The sequence below is a fragment of the Kordiimonas sp. SCSIO 12610 genome, from assembly GCF_024398015.1.
Classification (GTDB): Bacteria; Pseudomonadota; Alphaproteobacteria; order Sphingomonadales; family Kordiimonadaceae; genus CANLMI01.
On record NZ_CP073747.1, the window covers coordinates 849,211 to 872,539 of the forward strand.

Genomic DNA, 23,329 nt, shown 5'->3' on the forward strand with positions numbered 1-23,329 from the left:
TGTTTTGGTTTTGTCGGTAATTAGCATTTGATTCTCCATAATAAGCCGCCCAAAATAATTTCCAACCCACATTTACAATATAGTATATTTTATCATACTTTACAAGGTGTTAACTGCCTTAAAACGGCCATATTCCCTTGGTTTTTACAGTTTTTTCTGAGTTGTTTACCGTACTATCATGCAAACTAATATCAATTATTAGATGTGTGTCAAGTGGGATATTTTCTTCACTTTGGTTTGTCAGTTTTCCATGTCCTATAACTTTTGATTTAGTCGTGTGTGGTTCATTATCATCTAATTGTCGGAATGTATATTCAATATCCACTTCTTCTCGGCAGCGATTGTTGAAATCAAAACTTACGTAATTCCAATGCCTTGATAACGATAAATCGTATTTTTCATTAAATGGTTGCCAAGCTTCATAGGCAACGCGAAACACATAGCCTTCATCCGGTTTGATAGTGATTTCCTTCAGGTCATCTATAACTAAAGGTACTTCTGGTATAAGTTCAATTTCTTTATCAATAAGACGCATTTCTCCTTTGCCTGTTGTATAATCTTCGATAGATCGACCGCGTTTTGGCGAATCAAAATTGATTTTGAAATAACTTAGAAATTTGAGCTTTCCAAATTTCCCGTCATCTGGCACTGCGTCGGTAGTAATGCTGACTTCAGGAACGTACCTTGCCTCAACATCTTTAGTGTAGTTTCTAACATGAAAGTCGCGTTCTATATGGAATTTGAAGCATTGATTTTCCATGTCAACTTCTACCAAATCTATGGTCAATTTTTGACCAACATGGTCGGTAGCGACCTTGCTTATCTCGCACTTTAGATAATCCATTTCTGCGGCTTCAAATTCGATTTCTCTGTTAAATAGAATATCTATGCGTTCCTCGACCTTTCTTGTGCGTTCATATTCACGGCTTTGAATAAAGAATATCAATAAGCTAATCAGGCCAAAAAACAGTAGATTTGACCACAAGGATCCAGCAATGCTTTGAAAAAGTGTAATCCAAGATGTTAAATCAGTAACGTCATCTAAAAATGAAGCTATAGACACTAAAACTGTTCCACAAATAGTGAAAACAAAGGCACGAATGATACTTTTGTTCTTACGCGCCATTTTAGAAAACAGTTTTCGTACTTCCCGCAATACTACGCCAAAAGCTAAAGCGAAAAAAACCATACCGAAAAATAAGAGAAGCTGTTTATCAATCGCAAGAGAAGCTAATGGCTCTAAATTGAAAATAAGGTAGTATATTGCAAGGCAAAAAATGACACCGAAACAGAATTCTAATATGAAATATCCATTATTACTGATGAATTCTCGAACGTTTTTCTTCTCTAAACTATCGGAGTCAAAATTCTCATTTTTAGCTTTCGCCATAAGCGTAATTCCCAAATATTACTACGAGAACAATATGTGCTTATAACAAGCATTTGCGTTATGTACTGTGACCTCCATCACGTTAGTGTTTCTTTTTTAATTCAAGTTTGTGTACAGAATCAACGACAGTGAAACAGAGATATATGCAACCTATGAACGGACTATCATGGCTATGCTCAAGCTGCAATAACGCGTTATCTGGACGATGTTTTTGCAGCCGGATTTGCTATTAACTCCCCGATTGCTCCCCGAAAAATGAAGAGTGTAACGAGCATAAAATCAGTAAGTCATTGATTTAAATGGTGGTCGGTACTGGGTTCGAACCAGCGACCTCTTCGATGTCAACGAAACGCTCTACCAACTGAGCTAACCGACCACGATCAGGATGGGGTGATGCCTAAGGCTTTTGCCCTTAGTATCCGCGCCCTTTGATGATGGATCATCCGAGCGCCGTCATTGTCTACACAATCGCAATCTTAGGTGCAACAGGAAATCGCACAGAAAACCAACGATGTCAGAAATAGCGCCATAAGACAGTCCAAGAACATATCCCAAACGATATCCCAGAAATCTGGCAAATCGCTCTCGCTTTTATGCTGCTTTGGCCTTTATGCCAATGAACGGCAGTGGCCCAAGTGTCAGAAGTAAAAAGTGCTCAGGCTAAAAAGCAGGAATGCAAAAGGCCGGAAGGTTGCAAGCTTCCGGCCCTTAAATGCTTTTGAACACGGCGCTATGATTTCCGTTTTAACGGACGGTTGCCGCCATCGTTTTTGCCGCCGCGATTGCCGGTTTTGCCGCGGGCCGTTGGTTTGGTGCCTCTGGAATCCGTGTCCTTACGGCGATTGTTGCGCGGTGCGCGCGGCGGTAGGCCATCCGTGCGGTTTTGGCGTTGTTCGGCAGTCCATTTTGGCTTTTTCTTTTTGCCGTCCTTGGTCCGTGCCTTTTTGGGTGCCTTGTCCTTTTTTGAAAACTCGGCGCCATCGCTACTGCCTTCGCTATTGCGGGCCTTGGGTTTTTTCACCTTGTCGGATTTGTCGCGCTCACCCGACGCTCTTTTCGCTTCGGCCTTCTCGGCTTCCCTCACAAAGGACTGGGCTTCCGCCAATACTTCCTCGGGCGGGCGGGCCTTGAACTGTTTGGGTTCCGGGCGGGCGTTTTTGTTGCGTTTTTTGCGTTTATCAGATCGGCTGTCAGGTGCCTCTCTGTTGCCATGTTTGGCGTCACGTTTTGGATTCCGGTCAAAGTCACCTTTGTCGCTCTTACGGCCGCGAACGCGGTCACCCTTGCCGCCGCTTGGTGCATCGCCGCCGGATGGTGGTGCGCCCTTCAGCTTATCGAGTGTCACACCCTTTTCCACCTTGCGGCTTGGTCCAACGGCGCCCATCAAGGTATCAACCGAACCGGGTTTCAGTTCCACATAGCTTTCATTATCGAAAATTCGGATTGCGCCGATATCACCCTTGGTGATGTTGCCCGCGCGGCACAGCATCGGCAATAGCCAGCGTGGTTCTGCATTATGCTTGCGCCCAACAGACAAGGATACCCAAACCCCGTCTTCGAAATCCTGACGGTTCCTGCGCGCTGGTTTATCACCGCGCTCGCGCCTGCCGCGGTCACTGCGCTCGCCCCAGTCTCGTCCCCCGCGGTCGCCTCTGTCACGGCCACCTTTTTCGCGCCAATCATCGTCGGATAATTCCTCAGGCGCGGGCTTGCCGGAATGCTGGGTGCGGATAAGGGCGGCGGCGATCGCTTCTGCGCTATGTGCTTCCATCAATTCCGCGATCTGTTTGGCCTCATCATCCGTGATTGGATCTGTGAGGGCAGGATCGCTGAGGAAGCGTTCGTTGTCCCGCGCTGTGATCTCTTCAATCGTTGGTGGTTTGCCCCAGTGCGCTTCCACCTCTGCGCTCGCGAGCAAACGTTCGGTACGGCGGCGGGCGTTATAAGGCACGATCAGCGTACAAACGCCCTTATTGCCCGCACGGCCTGTGCGCCCACTTCGGTGCAATAGCGCTTCCTTATTGCGCGGCGTGTCCGAATGGATCACAAGCTCAAGGCCCGGAAGGTCAATCCCGCGGGCGGCAACATCTGTCGCGACGCACACACGGGCGCGGCCATCACGCATGGCCTGCAAAGCCTGAGAGCGAACATTCTGGCTAAGTTCGCCGGACAATGAAACTACGGAAAACCCACGGTTCGTCAAGCGGCTGGATAGGCGGTTCACGTCCGCGCGGGTCGCACAGAAGATGATCGTATTGCGCGCTTCATAGTATCTAAGCACATTGATGATCGCATTTTCGCGTTCGGTCGGGGATACGGTCAGGGCCCTGTATTCGATATCCAGATGCTGCTTTTCTTCGGTCGTTAGCTTCACACGGACAGCATCGTTTTGGTATTTTTTCGCAAGTGCCGCGATAATTTTCGGCACAGTCGCAGAGAACATCAATGTGCGTTTGCTCTCAGGCGCGGTGCTTAACATATACTCCAAATCATCCCGGAACCCGAGGTCGAGCATTTCATCCGCTTCATCAAGCACAACAGCCCGCAGGTTATCCATTTCAAGCGATCCGCGCTCGATATGATCGCGCAGACGACCGGGTGTGCCGACAACAATATGGGCACCGCGCTCAAGCGTACGGCGTTCCTGACGCATATCCATCCCACCGACGCAGGATGCGATCAAGGCGCCCGTTTTGCCGTATAGCCATTCAAGTTCGCGCTTGACCTGAAGCGCAAGCTCACGCGTTGGCGCGATGATGAGCGCAAGCGGGGCATCTGCATACTCAAACCTGTCTGCGTCCTCAAGGATCGTGGGGGCGATCGCAATCCCGAACGCCACGGTTTTGCCCGATCCGGTTTGGGCGGAAACAAGCAAGTCTTCGCTCGCAAGCTCAGGTGCCAGAACGGCCTCCTGAACAGGGGTAAGGCTATTGTAGCCGCGGTCAATAAGCGCGGTGTGAAGGGCAGGCAGGATACTGTCTGGTAAGGGACCATCTGATAATGGGCCACCGGATACGGGTGTAACGTCTGACATAATAGGCTTTCAGGGTATCATTCTGCTTGGGGCTATGCTTGGCCACTTTGGCAGAAGGGGTTTGTGTGGGTCTGGATAGTCTATATGCCCAAACAAACAATATTCATTAATTCGCCGCCCTTATAGGCGAGAATACGCCTATTGTACAGCCTTGTGATTTTTGGGTGCGCTGCTTATGGTGAAAGTCGTGGTTAAGGGTAACAGATTGGGAACTCGCATGGGTGATGAAATAAAGATGGACGGCGTGTCGGATGGTGATGCCAGCGCGCGCATTGGACCGGCTGAAAATTTGGCTGAAAATACTGAAGCGGCTGAAAGCACTGTACCGGCCGAGCGTACTGAGCGCGATTATCTGACGCAAACCGATTATGGTCGCAATAAAGTCTGGCAGTGGATTATTGGGGTTTTATTCGTTGCGGTTATTGCCATTGCTGGGGGTATTGCCCTTGGGATTGTTTTGGCAATTGGCTCCACTATATTCAATGGACTTGGTGACTTCGATGACCCCAATTCCTACACCAATCATCTGGCGTTACTAACGTCTTTCGTCCCAATCTTCATTGGCTTCTGGGTCGTGCAGAAATATTGGCACAAACGCAGCTGGCATGATTTAATGACGGGGGCAAAGGCCTTTCGCTGGAACCTTTTGCTCATATCAGGTGGGCTGTATGCTGCGCTCACGGCCGTGGTGACCTATGTGTCATTAGTGGTTTTCGGCGACGCGGATGAGGTTACATGGGCCTATAACGGTGACACTTATTGGTGGTTTTTGCTGATCACCCTACTGTTTGTCCCTATTCAGGCTTCGACCGAAGAGATCATGCTGCGCGGTTATGCGAACCAATGGTTTGCGCGCTATATCCCGTCCCGCTGGATTGTGTATTTGATCACAAGTGCGCTGTTTGCGAGCCTTCACCTCGCGAACCCTGAGGCATCAGAAGGGGATGTTATGCCCTATATGCTCGCGATCTTTTCGCTTGGGTTCATCGCATGCATATTAACCCACTATACAAATGGGTTGGAGGCCGCGATGGGGCTGCATATTTTCAATAATATCTTCGTATTTGCCGTGATGAGCTTTGAATTGCCTGATACGCCGAAAACCTATCTTTTCAGCCTCGGTGAAATTGACTTTGGCTACGGTGATGTGGCGTTTGAAGCGGTGGTTCAGCTCGTTTTCGTAGGGATTTTGCTAAAGCTGTTTAAGGGAATGAAGCGAGCTGGTGAGAATGCGGTGTGAACATGCGCAAGTAAGCTGATTTCGGGAGCACGCGGTTTGTTGTTGATCACAGTGATGATTGAAATTGAAGATGGGGAATAGTTATGGAACAGAATACTACAGAAATCAGGGTCTCAGCCATATTGATAAAGGCGGGTTATTGTATCCTGCCAATATGGTTGGGCCTCGCCACAATTGCGGGGTTTTTCGCGGAAGGATATGACCCGATTGCATCCCATGTCAGTGTGATGACGCTTTCGCCCGGCACGGCGCATATGATTGCAAATCTGGCGGCGCTTGGTGCAGGCACGGCGCTTATTATGTTTGGTATCGGAATATGGCAATTATCAGGGCGTGCGCTTTCGGTTGGGGCGCTTGGTTGGGTTATCTTTGGTGTGTCTATGCTGGCGAACGGAATATGGCCGATGGGCGGGCCGATGCACGGGCTATATATAATCGGGATATTTAACATTATTGCGCCTGCGCTTTCCCTTCTGGAAATCAGGGACGGTGATATGCGCAAGCGTATGCTGAATATTACGGCCTTTGTCAGTTTCTCCTCTATTCTATACCTTTGGATTGCCCTGAACGGGTTTGATCCTGATGGGTATCAGGGGCTAACACAGCGCCTATTTGGATCGATTAACTATCTGTGGCCGCTTGTGTTCGCGCATCAGTATTTTAAACGCACGCGTTAAAGCACACACCGTAACTTTAGGCCCGCAAAAGTGTGACGGGGATCACGGTCAGTTTCGCTCTATTGTAGTAACTTACCCTAAAACAGTGGGGTAGAGTTATGATCCATATCGTTGATCGTTATAATCGTGCGGCCTATGCAGCTTTATTGATGGAAATGCATCGGTACCGCCATGATATCTATATCAAAAAGCGGGAATGGGCGGCGCTTCGGTCCTATGACGGGATGGAAATCGACGAATATGACGGTCAGAATGCGACCTATTTGGTTGCAACCGATGAGGCCGGAAAATTTCAGGGCGCAGTGCGGCTGATTTCAACGGCGCATCATAGCATGATGAAGGATCATTTCGCTCATATTGTTTTCGATGTTGATACGATCCCCAGTTCCGAATGCGTGATGGAAGGCAGCCGAATTATGGTAACCGATTGGACCGCTGACGATAACGGCCATTCGGTTTTGCAGCGGCTTAGTATTGGGATGGTGGAATATGCGCTTAGTCAGGGTGCGGTTGGCATCAGCACCCTGACCGAGCGATCCATTGTAGACATGATGGATATGCTGGAATGGGGCTATGTGCCGCTGTCGCCAATGGTGACATACAGCAATTCAGATGATGATGTGGCCGGAAGCGGCGAATGCATGGCGCAGTATATCCCCATTTGCCAAACCATGTTCAAACATATCGACCGCAATACTAAAATTGGGGAAAGCAATTTTGTGATCGGGGACGAGTGGGCAAAGGCAAACCTGTCACCATCCGATTTCCTCGCAGAGCAGTATGAAATACCCGCAGGTGGCGATGAGCAGGCTTTGGCGAGTTGAATAAGCGTTAAACCTATATTGTCATACCGGGGCTTGACCCCGGTATCCAGTTGATCGGTATTTCATATGGACCCCGCGATCAAGTCACGGGGTGACAATAGTTTATTTAACACATCCGTGTATTATTGGTGCTGATGAAAGTGGTCTTGTTAGAAAGATGGTTTAATATGCTTTCTTAATAAGTCAGCGTCTAAAAATTCGGGCCTGTTTATTAGTAATTTAGGTAATCTACCCTTCCAGAAAAAGGCATACCCCATAGCTGCATCAATGAAATATGCTGCTCTATGCAGTATATTTTTTGCTTGTGCGTAATTCAGTTCTTGTAATTCTGCTATGCTCTTTATCAGCTTTTCAACGTCAGCTTTGTTTTCAGGGTCATCGTCAAACTCTATCATGAACACCTCTGCTTCCGCGTACCATTCGTAACGTTTCAACTCGCCGTCAGTGATTATTCCATTTAGCCAATCATAGCCCGCCTGTATCGCATTTCTGAGATCTTTCTGAGGTGTCAGGTAGGCGATTTTGTTACTACATTCCAAAAAATAATAATGGAGCGAAATCGCTTGGTTTTTAAAAAATTGAGACTGTTGAGATTTAAGAGCAAGCAGCATTTCAGCTGCGTTTTGGGAAAGTTCCCATTCTTCATTTGTCATGTAGGATGCGACTAAGGTCGCTATTTGTTGATGTGAAGGGTCTGTTAAATATCAGTTCTTATAGAATGTCAATGTTTGAGCTATCTCACACTTGACCCCATTCCTTCTCCCTCATATCTTCAAGGCTCTTGATGGGGTGGTGATTTGCGAGGGGTAGGGTATGAAAAATCCTGATAAGACAGATATGATGAAACGCGTGCCGTTTCATGCGCGTGCGGCGCTTTCGATTGGGCTCGTGGCTGCGGTTGGTTTAACGCCTAAAGTGATGGCCGACGGGCATGGGGCTGAAAAGGGTGATAGCGCCCAATATTTCCAATCCAAGGATGTTTTTGATCTGGAGGTCGCGGCGGACCCTAGAGTTTCGCCTGACGGCAAGCAGGTTATTTATGTGCGGCGCTCCAACGATATTATGAGCGATCGGACGCGTTCCAACATCTGGATCGCGGATGCGGACGGTAAGAACCATCGGCCCATCCTCTCGGGCCAGAAAAATTTCTCCAGCCCGCGCTGGTCACCGGATGGATCGCGCATCGCTTATATTTCAAACGTGGAAGGCGGCACACCGCAGATTTATGTGCGCTGGATGGATACGGGGCAAACGGCCCTCTTGACCAACATTCAATCGGGTGCGGGAAACCTTGCGTGGTCGCCAGACGGGAAGACCATTGCCTTCACCATGAGCGTAAAATCGGACGAAAAGCCGTTCCGCGTGAAATTGCCTGAAAAGCCAAAGGGTGCAAAATGGGCCCCAAAATTTAAATATATCACCAAGGCCCGCTATCAGGCGGATGGGCGTGGCTTCCTAGACCCCGCATATACGCATATTTTCACCGTGCCAGCGGACGGTGGCACCGCACGGCAGTTAACCAGCGGTAATTATCATCACCGCGGCGCGCTATCGTGGGCGCCGGATAGTAGCGCCATTTATTTCTCTGCGAACCGCAGTGATAATTGGGAATATGAGGCGCGGGAAGCCAATATTTACCGCGTGGATATGACAGGCGCGATCAGCGAAATCACGAAGGCCAAGGGCTTTGAGGGTTCACCGAGTGTATCCCCGAACGGTAAGCTGATTGCCTATACGAAAATGGATGATCAAAAGCTTGCATACCGCAATCGCTATCTGCATGTGATGAACACAGACGGCGGCGATGATCTTAACCTGTCTGCTGATATTGATAATTCGCTATCGAATTTCAAATGGGACGCGAACAAGGGCATTTATTATCAGCAAATGGTGCGCGGCGTGACCGAGGTGGGGTATGTGACCCTGTCGGGCAAGCACCGTAAGGTTGCAGGTGGCCTTGGTTCCGGTTCGCTCGGGCGGCCCTACACAAGTGGTAGTTATGACGTTGCGGGCGGTACGGTTGCCGTTACCAAGGGGGCGGATGATCGCCCTGCGGATGTGTATGCGATCCGCGGCAAAAATGAGCGCCGCCTGACGGCGCTGAACGAAGACCTGTTGGGGCATAAAACCCTAGGTAAGGTGCATGAAGTTATCTATCAGTCGTCAATTGACGGCGAGGAGATTCAGGGCTGGTACCTGACACCGCCAAACTTTGACCCATCAAAGAAATATCCGCTTATTCTGGAAATCCATGGTGGCCCGCATTTGGCGTACGGCCCGCATTTCTCTGCGGAAATGCAGCGCATGGCAGCGGCGGGTTATGTGGTTTTCTATGATAATCACCGCGGTAGTACAGGCTACGGCGAGCGTTTTGCGCTGCTGTTGCAGAATAAATATTCATCCAAATATGATTTTGCCGATCATATGTCGGGGATTGATGCGGTGATTGCGAAGGGATTTGTTGACCCTGATCAGCTTTATATCACTGGTGGGTCCGCAGGTGGTATCGCTGCCGCCTATGCTGTTGGCCTGACGGATCGTTTCCGAGCTGCAGTGGTTGCAAAACCCATTATCAACTGGCTGTCGAAGGTGCTAACAGCGGATAGTGGCCTTGGTCAGATACCGTTCCAGTTCCCGGGCGTGCCGTGGGAAAATGTTGACCATTACTGGGAACGTTCGCCCTTATCGCTCGTTGGGAATGTAACAACACCGACCATGCTGATGACAGGTGAAGAGGACAAACGTACACCTATTTCGGAAACGGAACAATTTTATCAGGCGCTCAAGCTTCGTAAAATTGATACGGTGATGGTGCGCGTGCCCGGCAGCCCGCATGGTATCGCGGGGCGCCCTTCACGCCTGATTGGTAAGGTGGAAAACATCCTCGCCTGGTTCAAAAAATACGAATAATCAGAGCAAATGACTCAATGAGCGAAAGCCGGGGTTTTGCCCCGGCTTTTTTGTGTCTGGTGTATGTACCCGGTGTATGTGTAAGGGGATGTGTTTCGTATGTGTGTCTTGTGTAGCCGCTATGACTGAGCTGTGCTGACTTGACTCGCTCCAGCTACAACAATAGTTTAAATTCTATAGTTTACGTTGTGCGCTTTTGCCTTTAAGCGCTGTTCATTGGGGGACATCATGAAAATTACGCCAGTTCATACCTTATTTCTAAGCGGCCTTTTATTTGTTGGGACAAATGCGGTCTCGCCCTATGCCTTTGCGCAAGACACCGATGTCGGCGCGGATTCCAGCGTTGAGGCAGATAGCGAGCAAAAGACGCAACAGCAACAAGCCCTTGATGATTTGCTTAAAAAGGCGGAAAGCGGTGATGCTAGCGCGCAGGTCGAACTTGGACTGAAGTATGATTACGGCGAAGATGTAGAACAAAATTTTGAAACAGCGATCATGTGGTACCGGCGCGCTGCCGAACAGGGCGACGGTGCGGGCGAATATAATATGGGCACCATGTATCAATATGCCCGCGGTTTTGAAAAGGATATGGCGAAAGCCATCGAGTGGTACGAGCTTGCGATCAGCCATGACAATATAGCGGCGATGCTTGAACTGGGTGTCATTTATGAAAATGGTAACGGTGTAGACATCGACGAAACAAAGGCGGTTGAGCTTTACAGGCGAGGCGCAGATTTAAACAGCGGTCAGGCGCAGCACTATTTGGCGAATATGTATCGCTATGGCCGCGGCGTTGAGAAAGATTTGGCTATCACGCGCGAGCTTTATGAAAAATCAATCGAAAATGAGTATGTCGACTCCTACCTTGGGCTTGGTAACCTTTATGATTACGGTGATGGTGTTGATGTAGATAAAGCAAAAGCATTTGAGCTGTACCTGAAAGGTGCGGAAGCGGATGATGAGATAGCGCAGTATAATGTTGGGTTGTTTTATCAGGATGCCATTGGTGTTGAAAAAGATCTTGAAGCATCGTTTAATTGGTACAAACGATCAGCCAACCAAGGTTATTCAAGCGCTCAATATGAACTTGGCTTGTTTTATGAAAACGGTACATTCGTCGAGCAGGATTATGCAAAAGCATTTGAGTGGTATAGTAAAGCCGCCGCAAAAGAACATAAAGATGCAATCGTAAATCTTGGTTACCTGCATCACAATGGTCTATCAGTTGACAAAGACAGTGAAAAAGCCCTTGAGCTATATCATCAAGCGGCTGATCTTGGTAGTGCAATAGCCCAGTATAATATTGGCCTTTTTCATGATGAAGAATTCATTGCCAACCCCAGTATAGATACTGCCTTTTCCTATTTTACAAAAGCAGCAGAGCAAGATTATGCAGATGCCCAGAACTATCTGGGAGTGTATTATGAAAATGGATATGGAACCGAGAAGAATACATCTCAAGCGGCCATATGGTATAAAAAGGCCGCAGATCAGGGCCACCTATACGGCCAGTATAACTTGGCATTTCTTCTTTATAATGGTGACGGGGTTGAACAGGATAAGGCTAAGGCCGCTGAATATCTTAAGGTGGTGGCAGAGGCAGATGACGCAGATGGGCAGCGAAATTACGGCGTATTGCTTCGTGACGGCGATGGAATTCCGAAAAACACCGAGGAGGCTATGCTTTGGTTTAAAAAAGCTGCGGATCAAGGTGATGCAGAAGCTAGCTTCAACTTGGCTATCCTCTATCATGATGGTGCGGATACGAAGCAAAGTTATGAACAGGGGTATGAATATTTTAAACGTGCGGCAGATGCGGGCTACGCAGATGCCATAAACTATATCGGTGTTTACCATGAATATGGATATCACGTTGACCAGAAATACAGTGAAGCTGCGAAATGGTATCAGAAGGCAACCGAGTTAAAAGAGCCATATGGGCTTAATAATCTGGGTAGCCTATACGCGCGCGGCAAGGGTGTGGTGCGTAACGATGTGAAGGCCCTGATGTATTTTATGTTATCGCTGGAGCATGGTTATGATGGTGCTCAGGCAAATATTGATGCCATGAAAAAGGTGATGAACCAAAATCTGCAAAAACGTGCAGTACGGATGGTCAAAAAATGGAAGGCTGAACATTCCTAAGTTTTATTGATTTGTGATGGGGAAAATCATGAAAACAGGCGCCATAATTCTTCTTCTGTTTGGTTTTGCAGGGCAGGCCAAGACAGCATCTGCACAGGCTGTAGAGGTTGAAAAACCAACACAAGACATGAATGTGGTTGTTGGCCCCCCTCCGCTTGAACGCGCGAAACGCCTGAAACGTGATAACTTGATTGAAAAAGCACGTTCAGGTGATGGCAGGGCGCAGGCTGATCTGGTTCTCGACTATCCCGATGGCCCCTATGACGGGTTTGATTATAAAAGTGCACTAAAATGGTTCCACGCCGCCGCCGACCGGGGTGATATGGATGCCCATTATAACCTGGGTAACGTGTACCAGATGGGGTGGGGTACAGAGAAAGACATCCAAAAATCTATCCATCATTATGAGATTGCGATTGCCGCCGATCACGCAGAGGCAATGAGCGAACTTGCCTATGTTTATTACTATGCACGTATGGTTGATGAGGACCGTGAAAAAGCATTTGACCTATTTCAGCGGGCGGCAGATTTTGGTGATATGTATGCCCAGCAAATGATGGGTACAATTTATTATAGTGGTGAAATTGTAAGGCAGAATTATGCAGAAGCATTTCATTGGTTCAATAAATCTGCGGAACAAGGGTACGCGGATGCAATGGCGTCTATTGGTGATATGTATCTGGGGGGAATAGGCGTAACCAAAAGCTATAAGCAAGCGTATTTTTGGTTTGAGCGCGCTGCGCAAAAAGGGCATTACCTTGGCCAGTATGGTGTGGCGATTATGCATGAAGCCCAATATTACAGGCCTGTAAACCTTTCAATAGCCTTCAAGAATTTTAAGTTGTCTGCCGAGCAAGGCTATGCGGACGCGCAAAATTATCTTGGGTATTATTATGCCGCTGGCCGGGGAACAAGAAAGAATATTTCTTTAGCGATAGAATGGTTTGAGAGGGCTATTGCAAGGGGAAGTATTCATGCCAAGCGAAACCTCGGAGAAATCTATTATTCAGGCAATGATGTGGAGGTCGATTATGAGCGTGCATTTCCCCTGTTCCTTGAGGCTGCGGAGAAGGGTGATGTGAGGAGTCAGCATTATCTTTCAGGGATGTATCACAACGGGTTAGGTATCGAGAAGGACATTGATCAAGCTATTTTCTGGCTTAAAAAAGCCGCACAAAGTGGTGATGCTTCTGCACAGTTCGATTTAGCAACAGCCTATCATAATGGTGATGGGCTTGAAGTGAATTACTCAGCAGCCTTTAAAATTTTTCATGAGCTGGCAAATCGCGGTGTATCGATTAGTCAATACCCCCTGGCATTGATGTATTTGAAGGGTAATGGCACAGAAGCGAATTCTACGAAAGCAATTATGTGGCTTAAAAGAGCGGCAGATTACGGGACCGTTGAGGCTGATTACAGTTTAGGTATGATATATTCTGAAGGGGAACATGTATCTCAGGACTATAAGAGAGCGTATGAATATCTTCTTTATGCCGCAGAAGCAGGATATGGCCCCGCACAAAGAAGGCTGGCTGTGTTTCATGAAGAGGGCTTGGTGGGGCCCGTATCAATCGAGAAAACGATCTATTGGTACGAACAGGCCGTTAAGCAGCAAGATGCCTTGGCGGCACTCATTTTGGGGAATTTATACGCCCTCGGTGAAAAAATTGAACAGGATAAGAAACGAGCACTACTCTTTTATACGCTGGCACTAGAATATGGCGATGATAGTGTGCAGGACGTCGTCAACGGTTTGCGCAACGATATGACTGACGATGAGTTAAAAGATGTTGAGCGAATGCTCCTGGAATGGCGATGAATTTGCTGATCTTTGCGCGCTTATTTTGCCCGGTTAATGCACCGTACGGTTTTCATCAAATTGGTTGATATGTTCCATGAATTCCGCAATCTGAAGCGGTTTTGAGAAATAATCGTCCGCGCCCATTTCACGGTATTTGTCCTCTGCGCCGGCCATCGAATCCGCCGTGATTACAAAGATTGGAATATCCTTATAGGGCTTATCTGAGCCGCGAATTTTTTGAATGGCCTCGTCGCCGTTCATAACAGGCATCTGAATATCCATCAGGATAAGATCGTATGGGCCTGAGTTTTCAAGCGCATCGAGCGCTTCTTGGCCATTGTTCGCAATATCAACCGCCATATGCAACATAGCCAGTGTTTTGGAGAGAAGCATTTGATTGATAGGATTGTCTTCTGCAATGAGAACACGCAGGCTCCGTCTGTCAGTTGCTATTGGTTCTGCGGGTGTTGCTGACCGAACTTCTGACTGCTCTAACGCCAATGTATTTTCACCACTGCTATCCTTTGATGGTGGTGTTGATACATCCTTATTAGTGTTTTGACTTGAGGCGGCAGCGGATGTCAGCGCTTCAATTTTAGTGGCAGCTTTCAAAGATAGGCTGGTGGAATGATCCCGTGCGTCCCCGCCGTCTTGACCGTCAGCGATATTATCATTGGTGCTGCTTAGTTTTCTAAGCGGCAGGATCACCTTAAATTCGGAACCCACACCAACTTTGCTTTCCAGTTCGATACGCCCTCCAAGCAACGAGACAATGCTGCTTGAAATCGCGAGGCCAAGGCCAGTTCCACCGTGTTGGCGCACAGACGAACCATCAACCTGGTAAAAGCGCTCAAAAATTAAGCTTTGTTCTTCTGCGGGAATACCGACACCAGTGTCCTTGATGGAAATTGTAAGGTCACCATTTTCCAATACGGCGGCTTGCATATCAATACGGCCTTCGTCGGTAAATTTAACCGCATTACCAAGGATATTGATTAAAACCTGCTTGATGCGGATCATATCGCCGTAATATTCGCCTTCAAATTCTTCCTTGATCGTAATGCTACTGGCCAGTCCCTTTTTTGCCATAAGGGAGCGAACAACAAGAAGCGATTGCTCCAGAAGCGTTCGAAGGTCAAAAATATCCTCGCGGAATTCCATCTGGCCGCTTTCAATTTTTGAAATATCCAGAACATCATTAATGATCGCGAGCAAGCTTTCGCTCGATGCCAGGATGGTTTCGGTATATTCAGTTTGTTCCCTGCTTAAACCGGTCGACGTCAACAATTGCGCCATGCCCGAGATGCCATTCATCGGCGTTCGGATTTCATGGCTCATATTCGCAAGAAATTCGCTCTTTAATTTGTTTGCAGCTTCAATGCGTGCTGCATACTCTTCAAGTTCGTTATTTTTGACGCTGATGGCAAGTTCAGCCTCAGACAACCGGCGATAATCCCGATTGATTTTAGAACTGGTGATAAAGCCAAAAATTGAGAGGATAAGTGACTTCCCAGCGATAATAAAAATAGATAGCGTGAGAACAACCAAGCCGGTTTCCCGAACATAAGGCTCAAAATCGCTGGAATTTTCGCGGAATGATGCGACCGATCGCTCTAAAATAGCGATTAGGGCTGGTCTGTTGATATTTCCTAATTCAAACTGTTCAATTTTGGCGATTGTATCTGTGGCAACGGCCATATCATCACGGCATATCTGAAGGGCTTGGTCAGTGCCGATTAATTTCAGAACAATTTCGTCAAACGCATTAATCTCGTCCAAACAGCCTTCCGGTTGTTCGCGGATTAAAATCAGATCCTGCTTGAGGGTGTTGGTATCATTAAAATCCCCCATCTTGAACGCTAAAACATTCTCGAAAAACAGATGGTTATATTTTTCGTGGAGGAAGTTTAATTCATGCAGGCGTGCGCCCTTGGAAATTTGGAGTGCGCCAAATACACCCAGTAATCCCGCAACAATGATCAAGGCATTCATCCATGATAACTGCCGCGAAACGCGTTTTGATCGTGTATCTTGTTGCAGCATTATTGTCGTTGTTCCGGTTCCAAATATAGCGCGAAAGTATAATATAGTTATTCCATAACAACTTACAATATATTACTGATTGTTAAATATTCGTGAATAACTGCGCTTTTGGGGTTGTTTCATACCTTGAAAATTTACGTCTTTGCTATGATTGTGCCTCAAGACTTTTTCGCCGTGATATCGCAGCATCAAGAATTTGCTGTTTTTCCTGATTTGAGGCCCTTGACCATTTGGTCAAATCATCAAGGGTTCGGTAGCATCCAATACAATATTTACCATCAGGTGCAACCTTACAGACTTTGATACACGGGGATTCAATCGTTGGTAGGGTATTAGATTTCTGTGCGTCTGAAATTTTATCATTCAATATGGTTGTTTCCGACACGTTTGAATACTCCATGAACAAGTCCTAAGGTATATAACTGGGATATAATCAGGCCAGATGTAAGTAGCCTGAAACAATCCGTTGATTAGTACGCGGCAATGTAAAAGTCAGATTACAGACCGTGCGGGCTGCATCAATTGGGCCTCAAGTTTGTTATTTCTCGTAAGCGATGCTGTTGCATTTGTTGTCGCGCATGACCGCGCTGGCTTTGCTACGCTCAAGCGCTGAAAATTCCTCATTGCCATAGGGTTTGATGCAATAGATTGGCGGTGTTAGCGTATAGCTAAAGCCGTTGAGCATGGCATCGGTAATCTTTAATTGAACGGTATCAGCCTCTGACTTGCTTTCATAGGCTTCAAACTGAATGGTCAACATGTCGTCTTTGTTAAACAGAATATGATATTTCAAGCGGCTCTTGGTGATTGGGTCATAGGCAACATGCCGGACTGAGCGATTGCCGCTTTTGGTTGGTACAGCAACCTGATAAAGGCCGTTTTGAGCCAGAATACTATCCCATAATTGGTGAATTGGTCGTTTATCGCCCTCACTGCGGTTCAGGTTTACCTGCACCCACTCACCAGGATTGGCGAATGTAATTGTATCAGTTTCAGCATATGCAGTCAGGGAAAAAGCTGAGGAGAGCAACGCTGCTTTAACACTGTAATTTATGATGTTTTTCATGGCCTGCTACTCCTTACCCGATGTCTGTCGCCGTACTTTAATAATATATATTATGTTGGTGGGTTAAATGTATCACGTGTTCTCGATTTTACCTCATCAACCTTAGTCATAACTGTTTGATAATGTTCTGGCTTATCCCGTGCCATTTTCGCGCCCGCCAAATAGCCGAGGTAGGCCATTATGATCCATATCCAGATATGATTGAGATCAAACTCATTTTTCCAGTAAATAAACCATATGAAGGCATTCACAAGGTTCATGATTGAGTTGATGATGAAAGCAACAAGAATATCAAAACCAAGGTTGCTGAGAATTTTTGCTATACTCAGGTCCATAAGTTTACCGATAAACTGAAATACTTCGATAATTTCAATATAGGCATATGTGATCAAGGCCATCAGGCCGTAAAATCCGCCACCAAAGTCAAACCATTTGCGGGTAAACAGGTTTTCGTTCTTCAGGGTTGCTTTTGCGCTTTTATCTTTTTTCTGTTTTTTGCGCTCTTCGCGCATGGTCTTCACAGCAGCCTCAAAGCCTTTTCTGTCCTGAAAATCGCCTATTTTTCCGCTTTTGATCGCCCAGCCAATAAGAAGGTAGGTGACGGCGAACAAGGGGATAGCAGCAAATAAAAATGCGCCAATAAGACTGCTGATCATTTAAACCTCCCCATAGCCCGAATGTATAACGATAATATAAGTTAAGATATGGGCATAAACAGGGAAATCACAATAGGATGTTCTCATTCCACTTTGACAAACGTTTGAGGCAAGCCTTTTCGGTACTGATTCCTTAAAAAGCTCGATTTTTATTATCAAATAAGGTTAATAAACAAAATGAAGAAAAAATTAACTAATATTAAGCCTATGAATAAAATATATTTTTAATTTTATTATGGTTAATAACAAGGAATTATTTCTTATTTAGTTAAAATTGTGTTAATAATTAAGAACAGATTGAAATACCTTGCACAACTCAGAGAATAAGAGGCAAACATGAAAAAAATTATGATCAGTGCGCTAATGGCATTGGGGTTTGCATTCAGTGCAGCAGCACAGCAAACCTATGTTGTAGACAGCGGTTTTGAGCGCTTTAGCTGGGATGGCGGTGTTGGTACCACATCGGAACAAGGTGGATTTAGTTTCACGCTTGCAACAGCTGGCGAATTAACGGTTACAGATGCATTTTTCTTTGGCGACCGTTTTGATATTCTTGTGAACACACTTTCAGTTGGCCAAACATCGGTTGTAACGAACCAAGGCTCAAATGTTGGTGCCGATCCGGTAGCTGCGATCGCTGCTGGCTTCAGTAATGCAACAATCGCCCTTGCTGCCGGTGCATATGTTGTTGATTTTGCGCTTTTCCAAGATGCGCTTGACACTTCTGGCAACCCATTTAGCAGCGGTGCTGCTTTCTTCAAGGTTGATAGCGTTTCTGCTGTTCCTGAGCCTGCAACATGGTTGATGATGATCCTTGGCTTTGCTTTCACAGGGCTTGCGCTTCGTCGTCGTAAGCTGAAAACGGCCTAAGGCTAACCTAACAGACTATTTGGTGGCTACGATAGATATCATTCCTGGCCGCTAGATATTCAAATACCAAATATTCAAAGAGCGCTCCCTATTTTTAGGGAGCGTTTTTTGTTGTCCTGTCCCGCCATGAAGGGCGTGTTTATCCTCTTTCACAAACATCTTACCGAAAAGGTTTTGCCTTGTCCCTAAGCGCCTATTAGGGTTGCCCGCGAGGGCTGTGGTTTAGTAACCAGTGAATGAGGGTTGGGCTAATCAGCGCACAGTGAATATAAAATTGTATATTTCCGGGTATCTACAGGGGCATCTTTGATGAAACAAACACCATTTAAAAACCAAATTAAAAACCAGATACGCATTGGCGTAAGCGCACTTGCGCTTTTTCTTGCCGCATGTTCCGAAGTGGCGAATAATTCAGCAAATGAAGAAAGTGAAAATGTGAGCGAAGTAAGCGAGGCCATCGAGGCCCCAAATTTCCTGCTCGCTGAATGGCAGGGGCCTTATGGCGGCATTCCGGATTTCACCAAGGCAAAATTAAGCGACCTTAAGGCTGGTCTGGAAACCGGAATGGCAGAGAACCTCGCTGAAATAGAGGCGATTGCCAATAACCCAGATGCGCCAACCTTTGAAAACACGATTGTGGCGATGGAAGATACAGGGCGTGCCCTAAGTCGCCTGTTCGCATATTATGGCATCTGGGCATCGAATAATTCAACGCCAGAGTTCCGTGAGATCCAGCGAGAAGTTGCGCCAAAACTTTCCGCATTCAATTCGAAAATTACCCAGAATGATAAGCTTTTTGCTCGCGTGAAAGCGGTTTACGAAGGCGAAGAAATGAAATCTCTGCGCCCTGATCAGCAGCGTCTTGTTTGGCTAACCTATGATGGGTTCGCAAGCTTTGGTGCGACGCTAACGGGTGACGCTAAAAATCGCTATGCGGCAATCAATCAGGAACTGGCAGGCCTTCATACCAATTTCGCGAATAATGTGCTCGCTGACGAGGAAGGGTACGTTCTCTACCTGACCGAAGATCAGCTTGGCGGCCTGCCACAGTCATATATTGATGCGGCGGCAGCAGCCGCGAAATCACGCGGTGAAGAGGGTAAATTTGCGGTCACGAACACACGTTCCAGCATGGACCCTTTCCTGACTTTCTCAACTGAACGCGACCTGCGTGAAAAGGTTTGGAACACATATTATAGCCGCGGCGATAATGCGGATGATAAGGATAATAACGCGAATATCGCGAAAATCCTGAAGCTTCGTGATGAGCGGGTCAAGCTTTTGGGCTATGATAATTATGCAAGCTGGCGCCTTCAGAACCGTATGGCGAAAACGCCGGACCGCGCGCTTGAATTGATGGAAGCCGTCTGGCCAGCCGCTATCGCACGCGTTCGAGAGGAAGTTGCTGATATGCAGGCCGTTGCGGACAGCGAAAATGCAGGCATTAAAATCGCGCCGTGGGATTATCGCTTTTACGCTGAAAAGGTGCGTAAGGCGAAATATGACCTCGATAGTAACGAGGTAAAACAATATCTTCAGGTTGATAAACTGATCGAGGCCATGCATTTCGTGGCGGGCGAGCTGTTTAACTTTGGTTTCACACCGATCACAGATGGCAGCGTTCCTGTGTTCCACGAAGACGTTAAGGTTTGGGAAGTTACTGACAAGACATCGGGTGAGCATATTGGCCTTTGGTATCTTGACCCCTATGCACGCGCGGGCAAGCGCTCGGGCGCGTGGGCACGCTCGTTCCGTGGTCATGAAACGTTTGACGGCAAACAAACAGTCCTTTCCACTAACAATTCAAACTTTGTGAAGGGCGCAGCGGGCGCACCGACGCTTGTATCATGGGATGATGCAACCACGTTCTTCCACGAATTCGGTCATGCCCTTCATGCGCTCTCAAGTAATGTGGTGTATCCTACATTAAACGGCGGTGTGCGTGATTACACTGAATTCCAAAGTCAGCTTCTGGAGCGCTGGTTGTCAACAGACGAAGTGATCAATACATACCTTCTGCATGTTGAAACCGGTGAACCGATGCCGAAAGCACTTGTGGATAAAATCAAGGCGGCAGGTAACTTTAATCAAGGCTTTGCAACCACTGAATATCTCGCGAGCGCGCTTGTGGATATGCGTTTCCACACAGCAGAGGACGTATCGAACCTTGACGCCGACGCGTTTGAGCGTGAGGCGCTGGCGGCCCTTGATATGCCATCAGAGCTTGTTATGCGCCACCGCAGCCCGCATTTCGGGCATATCTTCTCTGGCGAAGGGTATTCCGCTGGCTACTATGGTTATATGTGGGCGGATGTGCTGACAAGCGACGCTGCCGAGGCATTCCGTGAGGCACCAGGTGGTTTCTATGATAAGGATGTTGCAAAACGCCTGGTGGATAACTTGTTTGCAGTTAGAAATGCAGTTGATCCAGAGGAAGCATATCGTGCCTTCCGCGGTCGTGACGCCAAGATCGAAGCCTTGATGCGCGATCGCGGTTTCCCAGTTCCAGAGTAGACGTGCAAAGATATTAAATCTTGAAAGGGTGCCTTGGGCGCCCTTTTTTGTGCCTTGATACCCGTATTTAATGCGGAGGCAGAATTTTTATGGAAGGCGTGATATAAGGCCAGAGTGCAATGATTGAATTTAGAGGGATAAGCGCTTCACTATGACCAAACTGAATATTATTACGCTGTTGCAAATCTCGTTGGCGCCTGCGTTTCTACTGGTAGCGCTTGGCGGGTTACTAAACCTATATTCCATCCGGCTGGGCCGAATTGTTGACAGGTCCAGGGTCTTGCAGGAGCGTTTTCATGATACTGAGGGTGAAGATCATGAGCATATCGTCATTGAATTAAACGGCCTTCAGCGCCGCATCAAGGTTGTAAACAACGCAATTGCGTATGGTGTTGCTGGGGCGATTGTGGTGTGCCTTCTGATCAGTCTATTGTTCTTCATGGGGCTATTGGGGCTTGAATGGACCTTGATGATTACAGCGCTTTTTATCGTAGCAATGCTTTTGCTTTCTATATCACTGATCCGTTTTTTGCAGGAAGTCCATATAGCAAACCGGGATATTAAAATTCGGGATAAGTTTTTACGGTGAGCGCTAGGTTCTTGAATGGCTCTGATATTGCCACACAGTTTAATGTATTTTACCATGAATTATTGCGTAATCAGGACGCTGATTTATGGTGATTATTTAAATCTATTGTGGGCGTAGATGAGGTATATATTTTTTCTTTGCTATTTATGTGTTGCTCTTGTTGTTGAGCAAGAGTTCAATACAGTGGCTGCGATCAAAGAGACGCCACAAGAAAATATCTCTGAGAAAACATCTGCATTTGTCACAGTAAGCTATGCTGACGGCAAAATTTCTGCGGATTATAAATTAGGTAAATCGGTTTCCAGCTTTCCGTTTTTTGCTAAAGAAAACCCGTATTTTGCTAGTTCCTGGCAGATACAATCAGATGTTTTGTTAATCACCAATAATATGGTGAAGTCGATTGATGGGCGCGATTTTGATAGGTTTACCATCCTGATTTCTCCTGAGCCTGAAGATACGAGCAATTCCTGGAGTTTGGCAAAAATAGGCGATGAGGGTGTTGTTCTGCAAACAGGGTATTTGCTCGGAAATAAAGAAATATTTGAAACGACGATCTGTATTCTGGACCGCCCTAGCGTTTGCGATGCCATACCTGATATGCCACCAGCGTTTGATCATAAAATGAGCGGTGTCATCGATCCTGTAACTGCGTCAAGGGGAAGTGCCGTCTATTTCGGTGTGCAGGATTATGAAAACCATTATGACTATCGTTTCTTATTTGATAGCGCGACACCGGAATGGCTAGCTAACAGCCTTCGTGAAGAGCTGAAATATTCCCTGAAATTTCATGAAAATACGCTCTATTGGACTTTCGATACACCGATTTCGATTTTTACGCACTTTGATGGTGAGCATGACATAAATCAATGGCGTGCAGACGCTACCGATGGCGGTGCTTATGTCTTTCGTTTTCGTGGTGATGGTTTTACCCCAAAAAATGATTTTGTTCAGCGTACTGTGGCTAAATATATATATTTAAATCAGAATAATAGAATTGCTCTTAATTGGTTTAATCAAAAAGATGTTATGGAAAACCCTTGGTTCTATGTTGGGTCTATCGGTTATTGGACCGATAGCATGATGCAAAAGCGGTTCGATTTAGAACAGAAACAAACAGACCGAGACTTTCAAACAAACATGCGTGCGTGCCTTGAGAATAAAGCGCAGATAGCTGCTTTGGCAGAAGAAAACAAAGAGCCTGTACCTGTCGCGCAGGAATGTGGATATGTTTTCATGTGGCTCGTAGATACGCTTATTAAAACCAAAAGCGAGCAACAATCAGATATGTTTTCTGTTTGGCAATCATTATTGGGGGTGAAAGTGCGAGAAGGTGGCTTGCGTCAGCGTTTTCTCAGGCAAATACTTGATATTGATGAAGACAGCACTCTCGCCGGTTTTTTCTACTCGCTTAATAAGCCGACACTGGAATATGTAAATGCCTTGAGGCTATCGCTGGTTTCGGTCGGTCGTGAGGATTTGGCAAATCGCTATTTCCCAGAGGTATCAGACACTACCACTACCGCCAAAATTTTAAACATCTTTGAAAATGTTGTAAACGACAGGAATTGAT

General features: G+C 46.7%; 17 protein-coding genes and 1 tRNA gene. 10 read left to right on the forward strand and 8 right to left on the reverse strand.

The genetic code is table 11. From position 1 onward, the window contains the following. Positions 1-118: 118 nt before the first annotated feature. The 3 genes from KFF44_RS03915 to KFF44_RS03925 all read right to left on the reverse strand — a co-directional run bounded on the left by KFF44_RS03915 (position 119) and on the right by KFF44_RS03925 (position 4,424). Complete coding sequence (locus KFF44_RS03915; protein ID WP_255937465.1) at positions 119-1,390, reverse strand: hypothetical protein; 1,272 nt, start codon at positions 1,388-1,390, stop codon at positions 119-121. Between the two features lie 300 nt (positions 1,391-1,690). Then, positions 1,691-1,766: transfer RNA gene (locus KFF44_RS03920), tRNA-Val, on the reverse strand. 354 nt (positions 1,767-2,120) lie between these two features. After that, on the reverse strand, positions 2,121-4,424 hold the full coding sequence (locus tag KFF44_RS03925) for a DEAD/DEAH box helicase (protein ID WP_255937467.1): 2,304 nt from the start codon (positions 4,422-4,424) through the stop codon (positions 2,121-2,123). Between the two features lie 217 nt (positions 4,425-4,641). Between KFF44_RS03925 and KFF44_RS03930 the strand changes: the two genes are divergently transcribed. The 3 genes from KFF44_RS03930 (at position 4,642) to KFF44_RS03940 (ending at position 7,165) form a co-directional block, all read left to right on the forward strand. After that, positions 4,642-5,664 (forward strand): CPBP family intramembrane glutamic endopeptidase, encoded by a 1,023-nt coding sequence (locus KFF44_RS03930; protein WP_255937473.1) that lies wholly within the window; start codon positions 4,642-4,644, stop codon positions 5,662-5,664. 83 nt (positions 5,665-5,747) lie between these two features. After that, positions 5,748-6,341: a DUF998 domain-containing protein gene (locus tag KFF44_RS03935; RefSeq protein ID WP_255937474.1), complete on the forward strand. Its 594-nt coding sequence runs from the start codon at positions 5,748-5,750 to the stop codon at positions 6,339-6,341. Between the two features lie 98 nt (positions 6,342-6,439). Then, the gene (locus KFF44_RS03940; protein WP_255937476.1) at positions 6,440-7,165 is read left to right on the forward strand and encodes an acyl-homoserine-lactone synthase; all 726 of its coding nucleotides are present in this window, start codon (positions 6,440-6,442) and stop codon (positions 7,163-7,165) included. Positions 7,166-7,314: 149 nt separating this feature from the next. Here KFF44_RS03940 and KFF44_RS03945 read toward each other — a convergent pair whose 3' ends face one another. Beyond that, on the reverse strand, positions 7,315-7,818 hold the full coding sequence (locus KFF44_RS03945) for a hypothetical protein (RefSeq protein WP_255937477.1): 504 nt from the start codon (positions 7,816-7,818) through the stop codon (positions 7,315-7,317). A 265-nt stretch (positions 7,819-8,083) separates the two neighbouring features. Here KFF44_RS03945 and KFF44_RS03950 point away from each other — a divergent pair, with 265 nt between their 5' ends. The 3 genes from KFF44_RS03950 (at position 8,084) to KFF44_RS03960 (ending at position 14,039) form a co-directional block, all read left to right on the forward strand. Continuing rightward, positions 8,084-10,075: a prolyl oligopeptidase family serine peptidase gene (locus tag KFF44_RS03950; RefSeq protein ID WP_370691141.1), complete on the forward strand. Its 1,992-nt coding sequence runs from the start codon at positions 8,084-8,086 to the stop codon at positions 10,073-10,075. 228 nt (positions 10,076-10,303) lie between these two features. Then, on the forward strand, positions 10,304-12,220 hold the full coding sequence (locus KFF44_RS03955; protein ID WP_255937482.1) for a tetratricopeptide repeat protein: 1,917 nt from the start codon (positions 10,304-10,306) through the stop codon (positions 12,218-12,220). 28 nt (positions 12,221-12,248) lie between these two features. Continuing rightward, positions 12,249-14,039, forward strand: a complete 1,791-nt coding sequence (locus tag KFF44_RS03960; protein ID WP_255937484.1) for a tetratricopeptide repeat protein — start codon at positions 12,249-12,251, stop codon at positions 14,037-14,039. 33 nt (positions 14,040-14,072) lie between these two features. Here the strand turns inward: KFF44_RS03960 and KFF44_RS03965 are convergent, their stop codons facing one another. The 4 genes from KFF44_RS03965 to KFF44_RS03980 form a co-directional block, all read right to left on the reverse strand. Continuing rightward, on the reverse strand, positions 14,073-16,064 hold the full coding sequence (locus KFF44_RS03965) for an ATP-binding protein (protein WP_255937486.1): 1,992 nt from the start codon (positions 16,062-16,064) through the stop codon (positions 14,073-14,075). 145 nt (positions 16,065-16,209) lie between these two features. Then, positions 16,210-16,464, reverse strand: coding sequence for a DUF1289 domain-containing protein (locus tag KFF44_RS03970; RefSeq protein WP_255937488.1), 255 nt, complete (start codon positions 16,462-16,464; stop codon positions 16,210-16,212). Between the two features lie 138 nt (positions 16,465-16,602). Further along, positions 16,603-17,130: a hypothetical protein gene (locus tag KFF44_RS03975; RefSeq protein WP_255937489.1), complete on the reverse strand. Its 528-nt coding sequence runs from the start codon at positions 17,128-17,130 to the stop codon at positions 16,603-16,605. A gap of 50 nt (positions 17,131-17,180) precedes the next feature. Next, complete coding sequence (locus tag KFF44_RS03980) at positions 17,181-17,786, reverse strand: hypothetical protein (RefSeq protein ID WP_255937491.1); 606 nt, start codon at positions 17,784-17,786, stop codon at positions 17,181-17,183. Between the two features lie 336 nt (positions 17,787-18,122). On the opposite strand from KFF44_RS03980, the gene KFF44_RS03985 reads away from it, so the two are divergent. From KFF44_RS03985 to KFF44_RS04000, 4 genes are all read left to right on the forward strand, one after another. Beyond that, entirely contained in the window at positions 18,123-18,656 is a 534-nt protein-coding gene (locus KFF44_RS03985) for a PEPxxWA-CTERM sorting domain-containing protein (protein ID WP_255937493.1), read from the forward strand. A gap of 309 nt (positions 18,657-18,965) precedes the next feature. Next, positions 18,966-21,170: a M3 family metallopeptidase gene (locus KFF44_RS03990; RefSeq protein WP_255937494.1), complete on the forward strand. Its 2,205-nt coding sequence runs from the start codon at positions 18,966-18,968 to the stop codon at positions 21,168-21,170. Positions 21,171-21,321: 151 nt separating this feature from the next. After that, positions 21,322-21,759 carry a DUF2721 domain-containing protein gene (locus KFF44_RS03995; RefSeq protein ID WP_255937496.1) on the forward strand — a complete coding sequence of 146 codons (438 nt, stop codon included), beginning with the start codon at positions 21,322-21,324 and terminating at the stop codon, positions 21,757-21,759. Positions 21,760-21,876: 117 nt separating this feature from the next. After that, on the forward strand, positions 21,877-23,328 hold the full coding sequence (locus KFF44_RS04000) for a hypothetical protein (protein WP_255937498.1): 1,452 nt from the start codon (positions 21,877-21,879) through the stop codon (positions 23,326-23,328). The last annotated feature ends 1 nt before the right edge of the window (position 23,329 follow it).